This is a genomic window from Acinetobacter sp. AOR41_HL, assembly GCF_027854645.1.
Classification (GTDB): domain Bacteria; phylum Pseudomonadota; class Gammaproteobacteria; order Pseudomonadales; family Moraxellaceae; genus Acinetobacter; species Acinetobacter nosocomialis.
Genome location: NZ_JAKTHZ010000008.1, coordinates 18,928 through 41,748, shown reverse-complemented (window position 1 = coordinate 41,748; position 22,821 = coordinate 18,928). Strand labels below are relative to the sequence as shown.

22 protein-coding genes are annotated in these 22,821 nt (G+C 36.5%); 6 read left to right on the top strand and 16 right to left on the bottom strand.

What is annotated here, in order from left to right; all coding sequences use genetic code 11:
* Positions 1 to 90: 90 nt before the first annotated feature.
* The 6 genes from csuE to csuAB all read right to left on the bottom strand — a co-directional run bounded on the left by csuE (position 91) and on the right by csuAB (position 6,101).
* On the bottom strand, positions 91 to 1,110 hold the full coding sequence (gene csuE / locus MKL35_RS01430) for a Csu fimbrial tip adhesin CsuE (protein WP_032010634.1): 1,020 nt from the start codon (positions 1,108 to 1,110) through the stop codon (positions 91 to 93).
* On the bottom strand, positions 1,107 to 3,596 hold the full coding sequence (csuD, locus tag MKL35_RS01425) for a Csu fimbrial usher CsuD (RefSeq protein ID WP_119689295.1): 2,490 nt from the start codon (positions 3,594 to 3,596) through the stop codon (positions 1,107 to 1,109). Before csuD ends, csuE begins: the two co-directional genes overlap by 4 nt.
* Positions 3,593 to 4,426, bottom strand: a complete 834-nt coding sequence (csuC, locus tag MKL35_RS01420; protein ID WP_151676620.1) for a Csu fimbrial biogenesis chaperone CsuC — start codon at positions 4,424 to 4,426, stop codon at positions 3,593 to 3,595. The genes csuD and csuC overlap by 4 nt, the downstream gene beginning before the upstream one ends.
* A complete protein-coding gene (locus MKL35_RS01415) occupies positions 4,420 to 4,938 on the bottom strand; it encodes a Csu type fimbrial protein (RefSeq protein ID WP_017393533.1) in 519 nt (172 codons plus the stop codon). The genes csuC and MKL35_RS01415 overlap by 7 nt, the downstream gene beginning before the upstream one ends.
* Positions 4,939 to 4,942: 4 nt before the next feature.
* Positions 4,943 to 5,491, bottom strand: coding sequence for a spore coat protein U domain-containing protein (locus MKL35_RS01410; protein WP_017393532.1), 549 nt, complete (start codon positions 5,489 to 5,491; stop codon positions 4,943 to 4,945).
* Positions 5,492 to 5,564: 73 nt separating this feature from the next.
* Entirely contained in the window at positions 5,565 to 6,101 is a 537-nt protein-coding gene (csuAB, locus tag MKL35_RS01405) for a Csu fimbrial major subunit CsuAB (protein ID WP_002049140.1), read from the bottom strand.
* Between the two features lie 582 nt (positions 6,102 to 6,683).
* On the opposite strand from csuAB, the gene MKL35_RS01400 reads away from it, so the two are divergent.
* The 3 genes from MKL35_RS01400 (at position 6,684) to MKL35_RS01390 (ending at position 8,798) form a co-directional block, all read left to right on the top strand.
* Entirely contained in the window at positions 6,684 to 7,322 is a 639-nt protein-coding gene (locus MKL35_RS01400; RefSeq protein WP_002049333.1) for a TetR/AcrR family transcriptional regulator, read from the top strand.
* A 209-nt stretch (positions 7,323 to 7,531) separates the two neighbouring features.
* Positions 7,532 to 7,918 (top strand): DoxX-like family protein, encoded by a 387-nt coding sequence (locus MKL35_RS01395; protein ID WP_032010630.1) that lies wholly within the window; start codon positions 7,532 to 7,534, stop codon positions 7,916 to 7,918.
* A 46-nt stretch (positions 7,919 to 7,964) separates the two neighbouring features.
* Complete coding sequence (locus MKL35_RS01390) at positions 7,965 to 8,798, top strand: SDR family NAD(P)-dependent oxidoreductase (RefSeq protein WP_031983534.1); 834 nt, start codon at positions 7,965 to 7,967, stop codon at positions 8,796 to 8,798.
* Positions 8,799 to 8,937: 139 nt separating this feature from the next.
* Here MKL35_RS01390 and MKL35_RS01385 read toward each other — a convergent pair whose 3' ends face one another.
* Positions 8,938 to 10,773: a monovalent cation:proton antiporter-2 (CPA2) family protein gene (locus MKL35_RS01385; protein ID WP_032010629.1), complete on the bottom strand. Its 1,836-nt coding sequence runs from the start codon at positions 10,771 to 10,773 to the stop codon at positions 8,938 to 8,940.
* 190 nt (positions 10,774 to 10,963) lie between these two features.
* Complete coding sequence (gene gltS, locus MKL35_RS01380; RefSeq protein WP_032010628.1) at positions 10,964 to 12,199, bottom strand: sodium/glutamate symporter; 1,236 nt, start codon at positions 12,197 to 12,199, stop codon at positions 10,964 to 10,966.
* A 363-nt stretch (positions 12,200 to 12,562) separates the two neighbouring features.
* Here gltS and MKL35_RS01375 point away from each other — a divergent pair, with 363 nt between their 5' ends.
* Both MKL35_RS01375 and MKL35_RS01370 read left to right on the top strand, forming a co-directional pair.
* Entirely contained in the window at positions 12,563 to 13,714 is a 1,152-nt protein-coding gene (locus MKL35_RS01375) for an alpha/beta fold hydrolase (RefSeq protein WP_032010626.1), read from the top strand.
* 705 nt (positions 13,715 to 14,419) lie between these two features.
* The gene (locus tag MKL35_RS01370) at positions 14,420 to 14,746 is read left to right on the top strand and encodes a hypothetical protein (RefSeq protein WP_004707954.1); all 327 of its coding nucleotides are present in this window, start codon (positions 14,420 to 14,422) and stop codon (positions 14,744 to 14,746) included.
* Here the strand turns inward: MKL35_RS01370 and MKL35_RS01365 are convergent.
* The 6 genes from MKL35_RS01365 to MKL35_RS01340 form a co-directional block, all read right to left on the bottom strand.
* Positions 14,743 to 15,213 (bottom strand): AnBLUF65 family BLUF photoreceptors, encoded by a 471-nt coding sequence (locus tag MKL35_RS01365; protein ID WP_002049354.1) that lies wholly within the window; start codon positions 15,211 to 15,213, stop codon positions 14,743 to 14,745. The two genes, MKL35_RS01370 and MKL35_RS01365, sit on opposite strands and share 4 nt — an antisense overlap.
* A gap of 163 nt (positions 15,214 to 15,376) precedes the next feature.
* The gene (locus MKL35_RS01360) at positions 15,377 to 15,739 is read right to left on the bottom strand and encodes a NirD/YgiW/YdeI family stress tolerance protein (protein WP_004707950.1); all 363 of its coding nucleotides are present in this window, start codon (positions 15,737 to 15,739) and stop codon (positions 15,377 to 15,379) included.
* A gap of 282 nt (positions 15,740 to 16,021) precedes the next feature.
* Positions 16,022 to 16,666 carry a glycosyltransferase gene (locus MKL35_RS01355; protein ID WP_002049169.1) on the bottom strand — a complete coding sequence of 215 codons (645 nt, stop codon included), beginning with the start codon at positions 16,664 to 16,666 and terminating at the stop codon, positions 16,022 to 16,024.
* A complete protein-coding gene (locus MKL35_RS01350; RefSeq protein ID WP_025467751.1) occupies positions 16,663 to 17,262 on the bottom strand; it encodes a class I SAM-dependent methyltransferase in 600 nt (199 codons plus the stop codon). Before MKL35_RS01350 ends, MKL35_RS01355 begins: the two co-directional genes overlap by 4 nt.
* Complete coding sequence (locus MKL35_RS01345) at positions 17,237 to 18,031, bottom strand: PIG-L deacetylase family protein (protein ID WP_022575421.1); 795 nt, start codon at positions 18,029 to 18,031, stop codon at positions 17,237 to 17,239. Before MKL35_RS01345 ends, MKL35_RS01350 begins: the two co-directional genes overlap by 26 nt.
* Entirely contained in the window at positions 18,019 to 18,993 is a 975-nt protein-coding gene (locus tag MKL35_RS01340; RefSeq protein ID WP_106479745.1) for an acyl-CoA dehydrogenase, read from the bottom strand. Before MKL35_RS01340 ends, MKL35_RS01345 begins: the two co-directional genes overlap by 13 nt.
* A 298-nt stretch (positions 18,994 to 19,291) precedes the next feature.
* On the opposite strand from MKL35_RS01340, the gene MKL35_RS01335 reads away from it, so the two are divergent.
* Positions 19,292 to 19,525: a DUF2171 domain-containing protein gene (locus MKL35_RS01335; RefSeq protein WP_000105754.1), complete on the top strand. Its 234-nt coding sequence runs from the start codon at positions 19,292 to 19,294 to the stop codon at positions 19,523 to 19,525.
* Between the two features lie 148 nt (positions 19,526 to 19,673).
* Here MKL35_RS01335 and MKL35_RS01330 read toward each other — a convergent pair whose 3' ends face one another.
* Together MKL35_RS01330 and MKL35_RS01325 are read right to left on the bottom strand one after the other, a co-directional pair.
* On the bottom strand, positions 19,674 to 21,071 hold the full coding sequence (locus MKL35_RS01330; protein WP_004707938.1) for an amino acid permease: 1,398 nt from the start codon (positions 21,069 to 21,071) through the stop codon (positions 19,674 to 19,676).
* A 104-nt stretch (positions 21,072 to 21,175) separates the two neighbouring features.
* Positions 21,176 to 22,744: a CoA-acylating methylmalonate-semialdehyde dehydrogenase gene (locus MKL35_RS01325; protein ID WP_032010620.1), complete on the bottom strand. Its 1,569-nt coding sequence runs from the start codon at positions 22,742 to 22,744 to the stop codon at positions 21,176 to 21,178.
* Positions 22,745 to 22,821: the final 77 nt, after the last annotated feature.

Below are 22,821 nucleotides of genomic sequence, written 5' to 3'. Positions count from 1 at the left end.
TTAAATCCTAAAATAATTATTTGATTGTAAGCTATTTTTCAAGACAAAAAGCCCATGAACTGAGCTTTTATCTTTCATACAACACAACTTTTAAAACTCGACTTGTACCGTAACCGTATCTTGATACGTTCCCGCTGGTACAGTGTCTGCATTTTCATCGACAATTTTTGTGGTAAACACATAACTCTGCTGGGTTACTCCGTTATGCACGCCCGGATTAACCGTTGCGTTTAAACTTGACCAACGTTCGTTACCACTGCCCCATCGGTCATTCGATGAATTTTTAAAAATATCGTATTTTAAATACGTATTTCCCGTTTGTGACTTCATGGTACGCTGGTTACCATTTTGAGGGGAAAGTCCATTATTTAAACTCACATAATATGGTGTATTTACCGAGCAACGTATTCCCATAGACGACTGAACAGGTTCAAGCTTGGAAGCAAACGCCGCCGTACCAAAGTTTACGTCTTGAGCTAAAATTCGGCAGTCTGGAAGTACGGTAATTGAGAGTGAACCAAGGGAGTCCGCGCCAGTTCCCCAGTTAAAACCAATACCTAATACCCCACGTTTAAACCCCGGGCTTTCAAAAAAGATCCCGATGCCAGCAATAGCAACACCCGGTACCGAATAAAACCATTTTACTTTTAAAGGTGAATCAGCCTGATAAACACCAGGTGACACGCTTTGCCCAGCCGGAAGTCGTATGTAGAAAGGTAAATTGCCATCAGGCCCGCTAAAAAGATTGACCAGCGTAAAGCTACTCATGTCTTTTTCTTGGCCTAAGCTTATGATTTCATTGTTACTGTCTAAAATAACAGCATTGAGCTTTTCTCCGGTTTGAGCATTGGTAAATGAATTCGACATTTGCTCAACCCGATATTTTAGGTAGGTCATGTTCGCCAAAGCCAAGCTAAAACCCGTGCATGACAAACCTGAATTAAACTGTGAAGAGTTTTCACCGTTTTCTGTTAAATAGATAGACGGAACCGAAATAGAAGATGAACCAGAAGCACTCACATTACATGCAGCATGAGCCAAATTTCCAGCTAGCATTAGTCCAGAAAATATAAATAAATGGCTAAGTAATTTTTTTGTTTTTATATTCATGGTAAAGATACCTCATGACACGTAACAGGCTTAACCACCACAATTTGTTGTTTGGCTTGCTCTACATCTACAGAAAAATCTGCTTTACAAATACTTTGGTCCAAACGCTGAACCGTTACGGTATTGTTCGGTTTTAAATTTTCTAAATAGACAATGCCATCCATTCCCACATAAGACGACTCTTGGTCAGCTCTATGCACGACAGAACCTACAGGCATCGGTTTGCCGTCTGCTTGAGTTAAATAAACGTTAGCAGCAATAGACTGATGAACTGGGAACTTAATCACAACGCCAGAACCGCGTTTAGCCGCTATTCGTTGTTCAACTTGTGTGATGGTGAAGTTTGAAGGTAAGTCGATTGGGTCGACGCTGTATTTACCCGAATAGTAAGGCGTAACGGATGGCACAAAAATGTGGCCTTTTTTATTGCTACGGCCAATTAAACTATTTTCGTATCTGACCAAAACATCCGGTACTTGGTTGGTATCAATCAATGCAAAAGAATCACCTAAACGGTTTGAAGCAAATACTTCTCCTGCCATATAAATGAGGGATCCGGATAGACCAAACCAATAGTTATAGTCATGGTTTCCAGACAGACCAAAGTCGGTATTAATATAACCGTTGCGGTAATTGAGTCGTGCCTGATTTAAATCTTCACTATTTTCATTATAACGTCGGGTTAAATCGACACCGAAACCACCTTCGGATGGCACAGAACGGTTAAAGTTAATGTAGCCGGTATCGCCTTGTTTATTAAATGCATAACCCGAGTTTACAGTTGCGTTTCGTTGGAACAGTGGTATCGAAAGTTGAAATGCAGCACTCCACTCTTTTTCAATAAAGTCACGGTTGGCACTTAAAGAAACAGTCACTCCATTCATATAAGTCGGTAAAACAGGTGCCCATGATAAGTTTAAGAAGCGGTTTTTAAAGTCATTTGCTTTAGTATTGATATAACCAACACCAAAGGTGCCTGAGTTTTTAGTGGCAAAGTAAGTATTAGCGGTTAGGCTTTTATTACTATTCACTGAAATTAAGTTGCTATATTGCAGCCGTGAAAGGTCGGTATATTCATCATCACGCTGGTTATGGTTAATACTAAAACCAAACCGATTACGGTTATAGCTGTACCCAACCGTATATTGTTTCCCTTCCAAGTCTTTCGTCCGATCTTCAGACATAGATTTATCGGCTTTACTTTGGCTAAAAGAAGCACTCAGTACACCTAAGTTTGCAAGTTTGAGTACCGAACCTGCACCCAATAACTGTAAATCTGAAGAAAGCTCGGTACGCCCTTCTACCGTAAACCAGTCATTTACCCCATAACGGGCATCGGCTGCACTTGCAAATTTTCCATAAGAAAAATTCTTAAGTCCGTAGTCTTCACGGATTTTCCCTAAAGACAATGAGTAGTCAAATAAGCCGGGCTTTAGCAAAGTATTAGAAATATAAAACGGGACTGCTGTTGTGACCTGACGTCCGACTGCATCGGTCATGACCACTACGGCTTCCCCTTTACCGTTAATAAAAGGAACATTATTTAAAATAAACGGCCCAGACTGTACTTCTGTTGAGCTGGTCTTTTGCCCGTTAATAATTAAATCGACTGTGCTGGGTAACGCTGCTTGCCCAATAAACTGCGGCAATGGATAGGTAATTAAATCTGGTCGGGTTGAATAGTTTCTTTGTACCTGAAAACCGCCCAGACGAACAGAACTTCCCCAAGTCGTTTTACTACCCGTAATAATGTCACCAAGCACAAAAGATGTAGCGTTCTTTTGATTATCGAATTGCCAAGAGGTGTCATAACGACGATAGCCGTCATTGTCTAAAGACTCGGCATTACCTTCATTTTTAAATTGATTTTTAACATAGACCCCAGAATTTTTAATTACACCGAGCGGTGAGAAAAAGCGCTGCTCTGTAAATAAACTGCTGGTTGAACCACCCTGATGTGGTCTATAAGTATAAAAATCATAGTTATTGAGCAGCCCTATACCCGACTGAGCAACGACAGGCTTATACCATGAGTCTTTACCTAAAACTTGGGTCGGCATCCAAGCGGGTGGAAAATTAAGCTTAAAATATTGATTTGATGATTGATACTCATAGCTCACATCTTTTAATTTATCTAAAGATATCCAGTCACTCGCATCGCCACTAAATCCCAAAGTTAAAACATCTTGATTGGTTAAAGTAGTCTGGTTGTTGGCCAATAACTCTTGAGGAATTTGAATTTCCAACTCATCAATCAACTTTTTCTTTTGTATAAAGTACTCATCATTTTTAACAATAACAGGTACGACTTGCTGAATTGAATATTGGTTTACGACTAAATCCAGATATAATTTAAAAAGTTGATTAATCTCATTAATATTTTTTGGTGGTGGAGGTAAATCTCCAGCAAGAGCAATATTTAAGCAACCACCCGACAACAAAATTAGCAAAATACTTTTGCATAAATTATTATGCCGAAGGATCATGTTGGATCCTCCATTTTGCTGATTTCGATCAACTCTTGTTTTATGCCAGAGCTATCAACACCATAAATTTTAGAGGTTTTTGACAACTCATTTGCAGTCGACTTATCAATGGTAAACTTCACAGTGCTATTCGATAACACATAGCCGAAAGCAGCTTTTCCTAAAGAAATATCATGACCAGTTTTTGATGTTTTAAGCGCAGAAAGACGAGCAAATTTCTGTCCATTATTTTTTAAATATAGCTCAGACTGGCCTTTGTCATTGTTGCGGACTGACCACTGTAAAACAGGTTTGGCTAAAGGATTTTTTGCATTCGCTTTTTGGCTCTCTTCAGTTAAGCCACTGCCTATACCTTTTCCATAGGCAAACAACGGAATTGAATAACGCATTTGGAAACTTACTTTAGAAGCATCTTGTTCGTTTCCATCAGAAAGGCGAATTGGTAACTCATCTACAATCAAACGATATGACTGCTCTTTGCCATCTGGCAAATTGGAACTTTTGGTTAAACGAAGCATATGCTTCTCGCCTGCTTTAATTTTAGCTACAGGCGGGCTAGGTATAATTTCTGATTGCTCGCTATAGTCATCTTTTAAACCATTTTGGCTCCATTTAAACACCCGAATTTGCACCATCGCATCGGTCTTGCCAGTATTTTGGAGCCAAACCGCGGTTGCTTTTTCATTGGCTTCTATTTTTGGATAAATTGGCCAAATTAGAAAAGTTGCTTGTGCCATCACAGGTGTAACAAGTGATAATGTACTTGCAAATAAAAAAGATTTTAAAATGCCATTTTTAATAAATGCAGAATTGTTCATACAAATCACCATGTAATCATTATTGAAACAGTATCTTTATAAATTCCAGCCGCATGTGATTCATTATTATTTTCTAAATCAACGACACCATATATTTCAAAATTTGCTAGACGGTTTGTAGGTGTTGTAGCAGGCAATAAATATTTATTACCAATTACATATTCACCAGACAAACTACTCGAATTATATAATTTGTAAGGCAAATAATTAGAAGATGAGCTATTTCTCATTCGCCTTATATTATTTTGTAGATTTTCACCACCATCTATAGAAATACTTACAGGTAAACTTTCTGTACAGCGTATATTCCAAGAACTTTTACTATTTATAATACTAGCAACCACTTTATCTTTTGATAAAGCCGAATATTGACCAAAATCAATCTTTTGTTCGATATTATCTATCGAACAACCATTTTCAATTTTAGCTTGAACTTTAAAACTCGAATTTAATTGAGGATCAGCTGCATATATAAGTTGACTAATAGATAGCAACAACACTGCCTTAAAATAAAAAAATTTCATTTTCTTAAAACTCAATTGTAATTGGCACTATATCTTTATATTCACCCTTAGATATACCACTACCATCATGTACAGCTTGACCAAAAATATCGATATTCTTTTTAGTATTCATATCATTAAGTATAAAAACATCATTTGCTCTAATGACTTGTTTATTTAAACCATAGAGTAAATTATAAGCGATAAAATCTTTACCATTACTTAATGCATGATAATAATTTTGTGAGAATGAAACAGGAACTTTACTATCATTATTTCCAGATCCAAATATTATTTTTACATTTGAAATACCAGCACATTGTATTTGTAAGCCGGAATTTCCGTTATTTATTAAACTTGCTTCCAACACTCCATTAAAAGTAGTTGTAGCTTCTCCAAAATCTACAGATCCAAAATTTAAATTTGCTGTATTATTTTCTACAACTTTATTATTGATAGAACAAGAAGGTAATAATTCAATTTGACTCGTTAATTTAGCTCCAATTTCACCCGCATTTAATGAAGTAATTAAAAAATATGAAAATATAAATGCTGAACCGCGATTGAATATCATCTTCCCTCCATTTAAAACAGGTTCACTCGTCTCTGAGTAAACCTGTCACTCAATTAATTATTTCTTTTTATATTTAGAAATTTACAGTGACTAATAGAGTATCTTTATAATCACCTTGTGCTTTTGCTGTACCTGTATTTGGTGCAATTGCACCGAAAATTGGCACCGCTGTAGCTTGTCCACTCACTGTAGTGAACTGTTGTGGTTGGTTCACAACATAGAGGTTTGTACGTGCAGCATCACGGTAAACGTTATATGCAACTACATCAGCAGAAGCAGTATTTTTTAAAGTACGGTCTGTACGTTCACCACCATCAATTGCGACTGTAAAATCAACTGGATCTGTGCCGTCACAAGTTACAGAAATATTGCCACCTGTTGCAGCTGAAGCAACTTCAGCCGTTAATACGTTGTTCCAAGTACCGGAAGTTTTACCAAAATCTAAAGTACCAAACTTGTTCATATTTCCTTCAGTTTGACTACCACCTACAGTACAGCCTGTCGAGATATTTAATTTAACGTCAACCTGTCCAGTAACAGCTGCTTGAGTATTTACCGCATAACCAGCAACTATTAATGCTGCAAGAAGTGATTTCTGAATGTTTTTCATATTCATAACCTACATATATAATGATTAGATTTGTAGAACAAAATGAATCAAACTTGATAAATAAAATACGGCTAATTTGTTTTATATATAAAACAAACTATCTTTTACTATTGTGTGATTCTTTTCACAATTTAATAACAATTATTTAACTTGTATACATACATTACAAAAAGACTATGTTTACTTATTTAAAATTCTTTTTCTAAAGACCATTAAAAAACAAGATTAAATACCCACCCCTACTTTATAAAAATGACTAAAAATCAAAAAAAACAAATATCATTATTTAAATAAAAATTAGTCAATATTTATTCAAATACAATCATTTATAGACTGTGTAAAATTGAACACTGTTTATTCTTATTTAAATAGGTCAAATGACCTATTTAAACTATTTCTAAAGAAAAGGAATTAAGTCGCTCGACCTATTTTTTAATTTTAGATTGGGTCGCCTGACCTAAATTAGAAAAATATAGGTCATATGACCTATATTTAGTTTAATAGAATTTAAATATTTTATTTATATTTTTCTAATTTCATGGTTTAGAATGCCTTTTTTAAATAGTACTTACAGGCTGGATAATGATCAAAATTGATACCTTTGATACTATGCAAATAAAGAAGTCCTTTACTACTCTAAAAGGGCAAGAAAGAATAAAGCAAATCTTAAAAAATGCTGAAATAGTTTTTCTTACGAAAGGTTATTCTGGTTTTAGTATGAGAGGAGTTGCCACCCAATCTAATATTAGTTTAAGTACCCTACAGCATTATTTTAAAAACAAAGATCTTTTATTAAAAGCTTTACTTAATAAATTAATTTGTGACTACATACAGCGGATTGAAATTTTAATTAATTTAAATGTGAATGAACCTCCTTTACATCGGTTTATGAATATTATCACCAATATAATGTATGAAATAGAACAACCGATCATTACTCATACATTTAAAGAGGTGTTTTCTATTTCAGACCATCTCCCCTATGTTTACGATTTTTTGTCAATGATACAAAAGTATAATTTCGAACTGATATATAAAATTATACTTCCCATTCATAGTGAAATATCTTCAGAAGAATATAAAGAAAGAGCTATTATTATAATTACCCAACTTAATGGATATTTAGTTCAACATTCAAATAAAAACACAGATGAATGTTATAAAGAATTTCTAAGAAATATAATTTTAAAAAATATATCAAGATTAGTGAGTGAACCATAAATTTAGAAACATAGGAGCACTTCTCCTATGTTTTAATAAAAAAATATAAATAGATTAGGCGTATTCTATACAATAATATTCTTAAAAAATAACAATCAAAAAATGATTAAAGAAACAAACCAAATTTCATTTTTATTGAAGAAAAATTTAAATCAAAACATAATAGTTACCATGATGAAAATAGAATTTTGAACTTTTAGAGAGTCTCAATGGGTAATGCTAAAACGTTAAAATTTATAAACTTTGTACTCGCTTTGTTATGGATTTATCAAGGCGTCGTTCCTAAAATCATTTTTATTAACTCTGATGAAATTTTTGTCTGGCAAACGATAGGACTTTCTTTTGATTATGCAAAACTTGCAGGTCGTGGCAGTGGTATAGCTGAAGTGATTTTTGGTTTATTATTTCTTTTCTCTCCTCACAAATATATTCATTATTTAAGTATTTTAGGATTATTGGGTTTACTGCTGTTAATTGGTTTTTTAATACCCTCTACACTTATTTCACCTTATAACCCTATCGTAATGAATATTTCGATGATAAGTTTATCGATTATTTATCTGCTTTTATTAAAAGAGCAAACCGCTCATTTATGAAAAATTGCTCAATAGCTTTGAGTTTTAAAAATTTATAGAGATTTCAATGAGTTTATCTAACTGTGAAGCTGGTTGTGTAGTCATCACTGGAAGTACAAAGGGTATTGGTTTAGCACTTGCCCATGCTTTTTTAGATCTTGGTTGTTCCGTTGTAATAGCGGGACGAAATGTTGAGCATCTTAACCATGCCCTATCCTATTTAGAAACTCATTTCAATAAAGAGAAATTTATTGGTTTATGCTGCAATGTGACACAAATTGCTGATGTACAAACACTATGGGATCGAGCAATTCAGCATTTTGGGCAAGTCAATGTATGGATTAATAATGCAGGTAGCTGCCACCCTACAAAAGAGTTCATTGACCTTCAACCAGATGAATTGAAAACAACCATATCGACTAATATTTTAGGCACAATGCTCGGTTCGCAAGTAGCTCTAAAAGGCATGCTTAAACAAGGTTATGGCCAAATCTTTAACATGGAAGGTTGGGGAAGCAATGGCGAATGGAGTGCTGGAATGACTGCCTACGCGACAACTAAACGGGCGGTAAGTTATTTTAGTAAAGCGCTTTATAAAGAGACTAAGTCGACTCCTATCTTAACCGGTACTCTCAGCCCGGGTATGGTAGCAACCGACTTGTTAGTTTCATCTTGGACCCATGGCAATATACAAAACTGGAAAAAGATGAAACGCTTATTCTTCTTTGTAATTGACCCACCTGAAGTTGTTTGTGCGTATTTAGCAAAACAAATTATTCAAAATAAAAAAGCTAACCGTCGCATCGCATGGATAACACCTTGGAAACTTTTCCTTAGATTTTTACAACCTTACTACTGGCGCAGAAATCCTGTTAAAGGCACAGCCTTAGAGCATCTCTAGGTTAACTTAATATGATTAGCCATTTAACTTACTAAAGTAAGGCAGTTTGATTGGTAAATGGAGGACTTCGTTGTTAGGTACTTCCTCCTATAGAAAAGCTCAGTAAAAGTTCTTTTAAAGCCATTACTGAGCGTTATAACTAATCAGTTCCCTCATTCTCTGAGGCATTATCTTTATTTAGAATACGTCCTTCCCGCTTTGGTCGAATCAATGGTGCAGTTGGTCTTGGATGATAAGTATGGGTATATTGCATACCTACTCCTGCATTTACGTCATCTGCTGCGATTTCAGTCTCAAAGCGTTCATTATCAAGATCACGTATTTCCTCGGTAATTCTTTCTACTTCGTCTTCATCTACACCAAGTTCTTGTAAAATCACTCCACCAAACTTAATCGCAGATTCAAACGTTTCACGGATCATAAAGTCTACTTTTTGTTTGACTAAATGCAGTGAATGCTCACGGTCATATGAACGGACTAATAATTTTGCCAAAGGAAATTCGTGAGTAACCAATTCAACAATTCGATTAGTCGTTTCCTTACTATCTACACACACCACAATCGCCTGTGCTGTTGCAGCACCGGAAGCATGTAAAATATCTAGGCGACAGCCATCCCCATAATAAATTTTAAAACCAAACTTTTCAGCGTTTCGAATCATGTCGGTATTATTATCAATAATGGTGACATCTACGCCTCTTGCCAACAGTAATTGACTGGTGACCTGCCCAAAGCGCCCGAAGCCAATCATTAAAACACTACCGCTTAGTCCATCAGCAATATTGATGTCTTCCAATGAAACCTTTGCTTTAGCTTGAGTAAATCGTTTAAAAATAATACCGACAATTGGAGTCAACACCATTGAAAGTACAACAATCGCAGTTAAGTTAGATTTAACGGTACTATCAATAATTTGGGCACTTAATGCAGCAGAGAAAAGCACAAAGGCAAACTCTCCCCCTTGAGCCATCAGTAAAGCGCGGTCTAATGCTTCTGTATGAGGACTTTTAGTTACTCGAGCGACAATATAAATCATGAGCGCCTTAACAAACATCAGGGCCACTACGCCACTTACAATGAGTTGCCAGTTTTGAGCAACCACTGATAAGTCCAGTGACATACCAACACCGAGGAAAAAGAGACCCAGTAAAATTCCTCGGAATGGTTCAATATCGGCTTCAATTTGATGTCTAAACGTTGATTCAGATAAAAGTACACCCGCCAAGAAAGCTCCCATTGCCATAGTCAAACCACTGACTTGCATGAGTAACGCCGCACCCAACACAACCAGTAAAGCTGCGGCCGTCATGACTTCTCGCGCTTTAGCAGCGGCCAAGAGTCTAAATAACGGATTAAGTAACCAATAGCCTGCCGCAATGAGACCTGCAATCGCCAGTAAACCAATTCCAATGTTTTCCAGACGTACAGATGTGCTTTCGACTACATGATTTGGTGCCATAAAAGCAACAATAGCCAGTAGTGGCACAATTAATAAATCTTCAAAAAGTAAGATGGCTACAATTTTTTGCCCACGTGGTTGAGTCAAGTCACCCCGATCGCCCAATAACTGCATCACAATCGCAGTCGAGGTTAATACAAACCCTGCCGCGCCAATAAAAGCGACTTGCCATGTGAAACCAAACAATAGCCCTACGCCAGTCAAAGCTAACGCACAAATAATGATCTGCAACGTACCAAGACCAAAAATTTCACGTCTAAGGCTCCACAAATGTGATGGTTGCATTTCCAAACCAATCACAAAGAGGTACATCACTATTCCCAACTCGGCAATATGTAAAATTGCTGTGGAATCTTGAAAAAATGCAAAACCAAATGGGCCAATAATCAGTCCTGCGATTAAATAACCTAATACTGAACCCAAACCAATGCGTTTAAAAATAGGGACTGCAATGACAGCAGCTGCCAATAACACTACTGGAGCAACTAAGCTTATTGAATGTGCTTCTGAGCTCATACATTTCTCATTTTATTTATCTGCAATTTATTCTATGTGAAACTTGGTGTAAGGGCGATTACTAGTTTTGAGAAAAAGCATCCTAAAAAAAATGGTTTAAATCATCGGGAAATAAAAATTGAGCCTATACAGGGAAAGAAATATCCATAAACAAACACCCATAAAAAAAGCCCTAACGGGCTTTTTTTAATTAAGCAATAAATTTCAACATGAGCTGAATAACCGTCGCATTAATCAAGTCGACAAAGAATGCGCCACAAAGTGGAACAATCAAAAACGCCTTATGCGATGGGCCATACATATTTGTAATGGCTTGCATATTTGCAACGGCAGTTGGTGTAGCCCCCATACCGAAACCACAGTGACCTGCTGCTAATACTGCCGCATCGTAGTTTTTCCCCATGACACGGAAAGTCACAAATGCAGCATATAAAGCCATGGTGAGTGTTTGAGCACCTAAAATAACTACAAGCGGGCCAGCTAGGTCGGCAAGTTGCCAAAGCTTTAATGAAAGCAATGCCATTGCTAAATAAAGTGATAAAGATGCATTACCAAACACATCAATCGCGCGGTCGAAAATATCAATTTTCAATACGCTTTCTAAAATATTTCTTAAGATTACGCCGCCACCGAGCGCCCAAACGAAAGTTGGTAACTCAAACCATGTTCCCTTACTAAAGCCCGTCATAAATTCAGCAAACGCTAAACACGCTGCAAACATACCGAGTGTGGTAATTGCATTATCGGCAGTAATTAAACGAACTTGATGCGGGTTTTCAAACGGCGCAAGATCATCTGAATTTTGTTCAACATGCGTATCGCGATGGTGAATCTCCGCATTAGTTTTTGGTTGAGCAAGGCTATAACGGTTAATAAGTAATTTGGCTAAAGGGCCACCAATCACACCGCCAATAATCAAACCAAAAGTCGCACTCGCCATACCTAGGGCTAAAGCACCTTGAATACCATGCTGACTTTCTAAGATTTCACCCCACGCACCTGCTGTACCATGACCACCAGTTAAAGTAATTGAACCTGCAATTAAACCAATAAGTGGGTCTAGACCCAATAATGTCGCAAGGCTCATACCAACAGCATTTTGCACAACAATAAATGAGGCTACACAAATTAAGAAGATGACTAACGCACTACCACCTTCTTTAAGCTTCATAAAATTGGCACTTAAACCAATTGAAGCAAAGAACACGAGCATAAAGCTGGTTTGTAATTCACTACTAAAAACAATGCTGTACCCCCATAAACTGTGGACAAGCAAAGAAACTACCGCAGCAACCAAACCACCGGCTACAGGTTCAGGGATATTGTAACGTTTTAAAAAATCAATCCGATTAACAAGAAAGCGGCCCAACAATAAAACGATGACCGCCGAAATTAGTGTATAAAAACCATTAAAAACAAATTCCATATATACTACTTTCTAATTACATTTCTAATCGATTGTAAAATAATTATATTTTATTTTTTCATATGTAAAAAAAACACAAATAAACTTTACAAAATTACCCTAGCAATAAATTTTTTTACTATTCTTAAAAATAGCTTAAATTTTTAAATATTTTATACATAATTGTTCATAAATTCTTATTTAACGATTAATATCAAATACTTAAATAAAATAATTCAAAATTTAAAGATATTTAGGGTTTGATACCTTAAACAGAAAATCCTGTCTTTTAAGTCACTGAACTCATCTGCTATTCCCGTTAATATTCCTCGAAGACCAGCTCGTTATTTGCTCTGGGCAAAATATTTACAGGTTTTATATTCAATGAGTTTATTGCTTAAAGTTCGACAGAATGTTCCACAAGTGAAGTCGATTAAAACGTCACTTAAAAAGCGTGCTGGTCAGAAAATACCTCACATGCTGACCAATGCATCAGATCTGTTTTTTAGAGGCCCTCAAATTGCCTTGTCAGGAAAAACACCTTTTGATGTGATTTATAAGCATGAAATTATGAGTTTACGTCACTATAAAAATGAGGCTGAAGCTCCTATAGCTAAACACAGCGTACCGTTAGTCATCGTTCCACCATTAGCAGTCAACATGCTTATTTACGATTTGTTCCCTACACGCAGCCTTATACGTTACTTTTTAGCTCAAGGTTTTGATGTCTATTTAATCGACTGGGGCGTACCAACCCGACATCAGGCAAAATACAATTTTGGTACCTATATAAAAGTCTTTATGCCTGAAATGTTAAAACAGGTTCGTATACATAGTGGACAACAACAGCTCTCTTTACATGGCTGGAGTTTAGGTGGTGCTCTTTCACTCTGCTATACCGCGTTATTTAAAGATAAAGATATTAAAAATTTGATTATTCTTGCTTCACCTATCGACACCCATAAAGCGGGTTATATGGGTAAACTTTATGGAAGCTTGACCAAACCTGCACAGTGGGTTCGTAAGCACACCCCTTTTCGTATTCGCCAACATGTACCAAGTGAAGTGTTTCATATTCATGGTTGGCAAAACACACTCGGTTTTAAATTAACGGACCCCATTGGCAATTTAAAAACTTATTGGCAGCTTTTAAAAAATCTTGATAACCGAGAATTTATTGTTGACCATGCCACCTCTAGTTCATTTATAGACAATATGCTGGCTTATCCAGGCGGCGTTATGCGTGACATTATTTTACGGTTCTGGATTGATAATGAGCTATCAACAGGTGTCGTTAAGTTTGGCGAACTTACAGCTCATCTAAAAGATATTGATTGTTCAGTGTTAGCCGTGGGTGGCGATACAGACATTATTGTGACCGCCGATGCCGTTAAACCCCTTATGACCTTAATTGATAGTAAAGATAAAACATTCAAAACCGTACCAGGCGGCCATATGGGGGTGGTTTCAGGTAGCCAAGCTCCTAGTTTTGTTTGGCCTGAAATAAGTAATTGGTTAGCGACCCGTTCAGACTAATACTTTTAAAAACATGAAAGCCAGCGTAGCCAGTTCTACGCTGCTTAAAATTCAAACTATGCAAAAGCTTTTTATTTGATTAATCCATATGCATGTAATTGCTTATCACACGTTATAAGTACGATTTTCAAAGATAATAAAAAATTACCACTTTATAGTTAACCAATATATTAATTTAGTCATAAAAACATAAATTTTATTTATCACAAAACCATTTTTAAAATAAAAAATTTTATTAAACGTTAAATTTTTCTTAAAACATATCCATTTTATTTAAATAATATTTTTGACTTTTAAGATTATCTACCTAAAGTCGATGTTACTTTTTGTTATTTGTGTAAAGCTCAACTCAACAGGGATTTTACCCAAGTATTTGAAATACAATAATTTTAATTTATTATTCATTGTAAAATATGTATATTATTTGAACAATTGTAGGCAATATCTCACAATCATGTAAGCCAAAGCTTACAACACAAATGATTGTTTTTTCTATAATTAATTTCAGTACATATAAGCACTCTTTACTATTAAATAGAAAGCTGAATATTAATAAAGAGATCTGGAGAAAATGATAAAGTCATCTTTATTAATATAAAAAATCTTAATAATAGAAAAAGAATCTCAAAAAATTAATATGTACTATCTTTCCTCTGGAAACAGAGGAAAGATACCTTTTTATAATCTTCAGATAGGGTATAGAAAATGTTTATCGCAAAAAATATATTTGTATATTTACTATCAATGTTAGCTCTATGCTTAATGATTATTTTTTTTAATTACCTAGGAATGAATGAGACGACTAATCTCTTAATTTCTTCGGCACTCTTTGGAATATTTATTACGTGGTACTACAAAGGTAGTGGACTATGTATTGCTCTATTTAGTTTTTTTTACTGGGCAATGTTCGTGATTAGTCAAAGTTTAGAAGTGATATGGATGCTTTCGGTTTCACTGATTGTATATTTAGTGATGACTAAAATTGTACCTAAACTCAAGCACATCCATATCGGTATAACGTCAAATAGTTAGAATGGATTTACTCCCCGATTAACCATTCCAACTTTCCTAACCGTATCAACTTTAGTTTGCTCTGCAATTAACAGTTCATTTAAGAAAAATTTGAGATTTTGCTGATTAAGCAAAATTGGGTTAAAAGTACTTTCTCCCATCTTGAGAAAGAAAGCCTCGATATTTGTATTGCGTTGCACATATTTCATTGACCAACGTTGAAAAGAGTTTTCTTCAATGGAATATGTGCATAACCATTTAACATTGTGGTGCCTTTGATCTTTTTGAATTTTCTCAAATAATCTTTCTACCACCTCTTTTTCGCCTTCTAAACATTGAAAAAATGCATTATCGGCATAATAAAGTACTCCACAAATCTCGTTCAAATCATTGAAATCACGAGCTTCTGTTAGGATATCACGCAAATCTTGTAGCAAATCTTCATTATTTTCATTTCGTTGGCTGGCATAACACAGTCGAACGTTCATAAGACTTCCGTGAAATATAAAATTTCATTATTAATGGAATTTTCAACTTAACACACCTTTAACAGAAATACTTTACATTTCATTATTATAAAAAAATCGTAACCTTACCGAATTTCAATAAAAAAGCCCGAAACTAGTTCGGGCCATGGTATTTATAACCACATTATTTAACACGTTCAATTTGTAAAACTTCAATTTCGGTGGGCTTAATACGATGTGTGTCAACTTCACCTACAATACGTACTTTATCTCCCACTTTTAATTGCCAACCATTTGCTAAGTCATCATCAACATCAATCACGATGGAACCCGTTTTGTCTTTAAGCTCATAATGGTCGCCAGCAATATGCTTTACGATAGTTCCAGTGAGGGTTACACCTGTTTCATCAGCTAATGTTTTTGCTTTTGAAACAGTGACTACATTTTTTGCGGCTTGATTGAGTATAGCCGGATCAGTTCTTGCAAAGGTTGCACTGCTACCGAATAAAACCAGACTGGTAATTGTGGTTAACACTATTTTTTTCATTAAAATTTCTCCTATTCTTTTATTCATAGTTATCTAACAATTTCTTAAAACTGTGAGTTTTAGCTTTTGTGAGTTTTTGTGTCATCATGTCAGATGTACAATATTATTGTTGGAGAAGCTTTTAGACTGGCTCTTTTTTTAATCATTAAAATAAAAAAAAACCACATCGGGTGATGTGGCAAAAAGATGTAGCTTACTGAACCAAAAAAATAACGTATAACAGAGGATATAAGTCTAGAATAGATATTAATTATTAAAATAAACTTAAGAAAAAAATATTAATTAAAGATTTTCTAAAAATTTAGATAAACCTTCTGGTGCCCTTCCTTCTAATCGACTACTAGTGGTTACTCGAACTAAATTGCTCCATGTAATATTACAACACTGTCTTATCAATTTATTAATGAGGGAAACATCTTCATGACAAGGAACCGGTTCAAAACCACCAACTTGCATATAAACAGCAGCACTAAAACTTAAATTTGCACCATGAATATGATGATGATCCATACAGTCTTGATAATGTGACAAATACTTTTTTTGTTTTATAACAGATAATCGGCTCAAGTCATCTAAAGTCACAATACCGCAAATTGCATCTGTAGGCTGATGCAAAATTTGGCAACGTAACCAGTCTGGACTGACGATACTATCGGCATCGGTACAGGCAAGCCAAGTTGCTCCATTTTGAATAACTTGACGAATACCTAAGTCTCGGGCCTTTCCAACACACGCATAATTACATTCAATCCAGCTTACTCCATAACTTTGTACAATTGAGCGCGACTGGTCTGTACAGCTATCGAGCACAACCATAACCTCAACCTGTTCATCCGGTACTTTTTCTATCGCATCTTGAATTGACTGCAAACAGGCTGGCAAATGCTGTTCTTCATTATGCGCTGGAATCACAACACCTATTTTCATCGTAATTGTTCCCGCTGAGCTATTGACGAAGAATTAACAGTCCAAACATCAACCATAAAGTCCGGATCGTTTAGACTTAAATAGTGATGAAATGGAAAATATTGTTGAAAGCTTTGGTGTACTTGCTTGGCATTCAATTCAAAATCCTGAATATCATGTCGCCAATGGCAACACAAAATTTCCCCTTCCGGGTTTAAGGCCTGCTTTAATTTTTCAATAAACTCATCTAACTCATCGCATGTGAGGTAATACGCCACTTCGCTAATCACAATTAGGTCAAATTTTTGTTCATAAAAATCTTCAGGTATTTTTCTATTTTCAACAGTCACATGTTCAAATGCTTCTAACCTTTGGGAGGCGAGTTGAACGGCCTGCTCAGAGACATCTATACACAATAAACGCGCAGCACGCTGAGCTAGATAAACACTTAAATGCCCATTTGAACAGCCAATTTCTAAAACTTTTTCATAATGAGGTCGTGTTAATAATGCAAGGCAGATTTGTCTTTTACGGGCTTCGTACCAGTGATAATCATAGCCCCATGGATCATTATTACTACGATACAACTCCTCAAAATACATACGAGAATGAGTCACTCAGATATACCTCATAAGGCATTAAAAGACGGCTAATGGCACTTGAAGACAAAACGGCAGAATTGCCTGTGCTCTCATCGGCTTCAATTTGTGTTTTAAATTGCATAACTGCTTGAACTTTTTTATTTAATTGGTTTTCAGTTAAGGCATAAGCTTGTGCTTTGGACCAATCAATACGTGGGTCTAAAGGCTCTGCCCAATGCCATGCCCAAATCAGTACATGCACACATACTAATTGATGCACTTTTGCAAAGGCCTGCACTGTTTTCCCGACGGCCTCATGATCTGGATGCCCATCAAATGCATAACTACAAATTAAAATATCTTCAGGTTGAACGATTTGGCTGAGCGCTTGATTTAATAGATGAGTCTGTGAGTGAATCTGACCATCCGTAAGGTTTAAAGCAATTCGTTCAGAATGATCTGAGACACCTAAACTATTCAAAGCAGCAAAAGTCTCTTGCGGACGTAATTCGTTTAATTGGTCTGGGCTGTATTTTGTTGAATGGGGATGGCTTTGCGTGCCATTACTGACCGCCACAATAACAAGATGACAATTTTCTTTGACTAGCTGCTGCATTAAACCACCACAGCCAAGCACTTCGTCATCAGGATGCGGAGCGACAATCACCACTCTTTTCGAACGAAACAATTGTAAATTCAGCCCATCTAAAGGATGCGTTTTAAATGCCTCTAGCCACTTAAACTTCGGTGTTCCTTCACCTGAAATTACGCGATCTTCGACTAAGGGATGAGTTAAAGTTCCCATAAGCTTTTCTCCGGCAAACAGAGCTCTGCAATAGACTCATAATCAAAAGCCGCATGGCTCTGACGAATAAAGACAGGCAAATCAGCAATGAGCTGTGAAAATATAGCTTCTTCACAATAAGGACGCGCGCCTAAAGCCTTACCAACAAGTTGAATAACACTCTGGCAGCATTGTTCTGTTTGAGCACGCAATATACGGATTTCTCGCTCATGACTGAGCATAGGTTCTTCATCAATAAGCTTGGCAATATATTGAAAATACTGTTTTGTTACAGAAAGCTGTTGAGCTAATTCCCCTAAATACATTTTTTTAAATGCGTTTGGGCTGAGTTTGCAACTTTCATGTAGGAAGCTAACTAAACGTACCGCCGCACCATACCAACAAGCAGCAACACCAGCCGCACCATGCCAAAATCCGGGACGCTCCAAATAGCGATTTGGCTGACCTATAACTGTAACGGGAGTATTGTCAAAATGTACCTGAGCAGTTTGAGTGCCTTGCATACCAACGGCTTGCCAATGATTTAGGTCAACATGAACCGAAGGATCACTTAATTCAACAATACAAAGCTGTGCTTGGCCTTGCTTGTCCTTATAGCTCATTAAAGCCTTGTGAATAAACTCAGCGCCAGAACACCAAGTTTTGATACCGCTACAATGATTGTTCTCGACTTGTAGAGGTGCAGGCCCGCCCTCTGCTGCCCATACCGCCCACGTTTGCTCATCTATTTCAGCTTGATAACCCAGTTCTTTTAAAATACTTAAAGCATCACAATGTGACTCAAATAATTTAACTAGACTTAAGTCACTCCCTGCAATTTGAGCGAACATTTGCCACCGTTGGTAGGTTTGACCTGAAGCTGGATAGGGTAAATTTTTAGCTAAACTTACTAATTCTTGAAGCAAGTCTTGGCGTAGCTGACTTTTGTTTTCAGCTTCAGCATGTTCGAATTCATTCAACATACTCAAGATTTTCATATTTATAGATATTTTAATATTCATTACAAATAATTATTCAAAAGTATTGACTTAAACATATCGAAATAATTCTGTTTAATTAAAGATATAAAATGTAATAAAAAGATATTTTCTATAACTTTATTAAATGAATATTTCGTTTTATTTCATTGTTATTTAACTATATCGCTTAAGTGAAAATATAAAATAATCATGTAAGGTTTATTAAAAAAGAAAGATTTCTCCGATTTTATCCAGTACTTTAGTTTCTACGATTTTTCTATTTCCAAAGAAGAGGTCAAAAATGAGTACTTTAAATATTAATGATATTAAAAAACATGCAGACGTTATTGCTTCTTGTGGTACCAAAGTAGGAACTGTTGATCACCTTGAAGGTGAAAATCAGTTAAAACTTACTAAAGACGAAAATGATCAACATCACCTTATCCCTACTTCTTGGATTGGTGAAGTAAAAGATGATCAAGTCATCTTAAATAAAAACTCTCAAGAAGTTAAAGAAAATTGGCAAGCCATTTAAATTTCTTTGCACAGTTAGTTTATAACTGTGCATTTATTTAAAAATATAAACAACAATTAAAATAAAATAACGAGAATTAAAAAAGTAAAAAGCTCCTTTTTATTAAGGAGCTTTTTATTTCTATCATAAAAATTTTAATTCAATATTTTTATAAATTACTCTGATTTATTGCAACCGAACGGGTTGCTTTACGCTTTCGGGTTACAAATAAACCGCACACCACCACACCTAACGTTACCCCTAAAGATAGAGTCGTTTCATAACTATAGGCTGGTGAGAAGAACATATAAGCCAATACACTTAAAATAATGATAATCACAAACCAAGTCAGCCATGGAAACAACCACATTTTAAAGGGAATTTCTGCTCCAGCTGCTTCTAACTTATGTCTTAATCGTAACTGTGAAAACGCAATAACCAAATACACCAGCAAAGCAATCGAACCTGTGCTTGAAAGCAATAAGCCAAACACTTTCCCAGGGAATACATAGTTAATGACACAGCATACTAAACCAATAAAAGTTGAGGAAAACACCGCAATTGCCGGTACCCCCGCATAATTCACTTTAGTGACTGCCTGCGGTGCTTCATTGCGTGTTCCTAAACGGAATAACATACGAGAAGACGTATAAATTGCGGCATTCATACAGCTTGCCACGGCGATAAACACAACCGTATCAATAATAAGTTTAGTACCTGGTACATTTAAGCTCATTAAAACGTATTGGAATGTCCCGTACTTTTGTAAGTCTGGTGAACGCCAATCGACAAGTGAAACGGCAATAAACATTGAAACCACAAAGAAAAGAATAATACGGTACAGCACCAAATTGGTGGCACGTCTAATTTTCTGTTTAGGGTTGGATGACTCTGCCGCGGCAATCGAGACAATTTCTACCCCAAAAAATGAAAATGCCGTAATTAAAATGGCAGATAAAATACCTCCCATACCATGCGGCATAAAGCCAGCGTTGTTATATAAATTGGCAACACCGCTAACATTTTTAGCTAAAGGCCAAATACCTGAAATTGCCAAAATACCAATTATGATAAATCCAATAATGGCAACCACTTTGACTAAAGAAAACCAGAACTCAAACTCACCAAAGCTTTTGGTACTAAAAAAGTTGGCCAAGCTTAAGAACACAATAAAGCAAAATGCATAGATAGAAACCGAAACGCTCGGAAACCACGAATGTAAAATTTCTGCGCCAGCAATCGCTTCTACCGGAATCGCAAGCACCCAAAACCACCAATATAACCAACCAATAGTGAAGCCTGCCCACGGGCCAATCGCTTTACGGGCATAGGTAGAAAATGAACCGGTGTCCGGCTCTAAAACGGCCATTTCACCCAACATTCGCATGACCAGAAAGACCATAATACTGGTAGTGAGATATGCAAGAATGACCGCTGGGCCTGCTTTGGCAATTGCAGAAGATGAACCGACAAATAAACCTGCACCAATAACACCGCCAATACTAATCATTGTGATATGGCGATTTGAAAGTCCTTCGCCTAATTTTTTTGTTCTATCATTATTCATATTTCATTCCTTAAAAATATATCCATAAAACAATCTATTACATGTTTAAAAATCCTTAGCTAATGAAAAAGGGAAAACCTGATGTTTTCCCTTTGTTGCAGACATTAATTTAAAGTTGGCATTGAGAACTGTTTTGCTTCACGGACTTGAGTCGAAGGCCAGCGCTGTGTAATGGTTTTACGGCGTGTGTAGAAACGGACGCCATCTGGACCATACGCATGTAAATCACCAAACAGTGAACGCTTCCAGCCACCAAAGCTGTGGTAAGCCACAGGTACTGGTAAAGGCACGTTAATACCGACCATACCCACTTGAATGTGGCTGCTAAAATAGCGTGCTGCTTCCCCATCACGGGTATAGATACAAGTACCGTTGCCATATTCATGGTCATTAATGAGCTGCATCGCTTCTTGCATGCTATTCACACGCATAACTTGCAACACAGGACCAAAAATTTCTTGCTGGTAGCTGGTCATATTCGGTTTGACTTGATCAATTAAAGTTGGTCCAACAAAGAAACCTTTTTCATAGCCTGCAGGTTTTGCATCACGGCCATCGACCACAATTTTTGCGCCTTGCTGTTCTGCACTTTGAATATAAGCCTGCACTTTGTCTTTATGCGCTTGGGTAATAAGCGGCCCAAAGTCGTTACTTGCATCGGCATAGTTACCGAACTTCAATTTTTTCATTTCTTGAGTGAGCTTATCAATCACGACATCGGCAACTTCATCGTCAATAGCAACCGCAACCGACAGTGCCATACAACGTTCGCCCGAAGAGCCAAAAGCAGCGCCTAATAATGAAGTCACCACGTTATCAATATCGGCATCCGGCATAATGATGGCATGATTTTTTGCACCGCCTAATGCTTGGCAACGTTTACCTGTTGAAGTCGCTGTACGGTAAATATATTCAGCAATTGGCGTCGAACCCACAAAGCTGACTGCCTGAATACGCGGATGATGCAATAAGGCATCTACCGCTTCTTTGTCACCATTGACCACATTAAATACGCCGTCAGGTAAACCAGCCTGTTTTAAAAGTTCAGCAAGGTATAAAACCACAGAAGGTGCTTTTTCAGAAGGTTTTAAAATAAAACAGTTACCGCAGACTAGTGCCATTGGGAACATCCATAAAGCGACCATGGCCGGAAAGTTAAACGGTGTAATACCAGCGACAACCCCTAGCGGTTGGAACTCGCTCCATGAGTCGATATCTGGACCGACATTTTTTGAAAACTCCCCTTTTAAAAGCTCTGGTGCGCCGCAAGCATATTCAACGTTTTCAATACCGCGTTGCAATTCGCCTTGAGCATCATGAGAAATTTTGCCGTGCTCTTGCCCAATCAAAGCGCAAATCTTTTCGGCATTTTGCTCTAATAATTGTTTGAACTTGAACATGACACGTGCACGTTTAATAACTGGTGTATCACGCCATGCAGGAAATGCTTGCTCGGCTACCTGAACTGCTTCATTTACCGTTTGAGCATCTGCAATTTCGACTTCTTTACTAATTTCACCCGTCGCAGGATTGTAAACTGGCTGTTTTCTTGCCGTTTTAGATACAATTCTTCCTTGAATGAAATGCCCTAGCACTTTTTTGGCTTGTTCACTATGCGTACTATTTTCAGTTGAAACTTCGTCATAGCTAAAATCTTCTAGGCCATTTGTCATTGTTGTTACTCCTTACTACAATTAATGTTCAGATCAAACTGTATTTTTCATTTGGTTTCTAAAGAGCATCTATTACC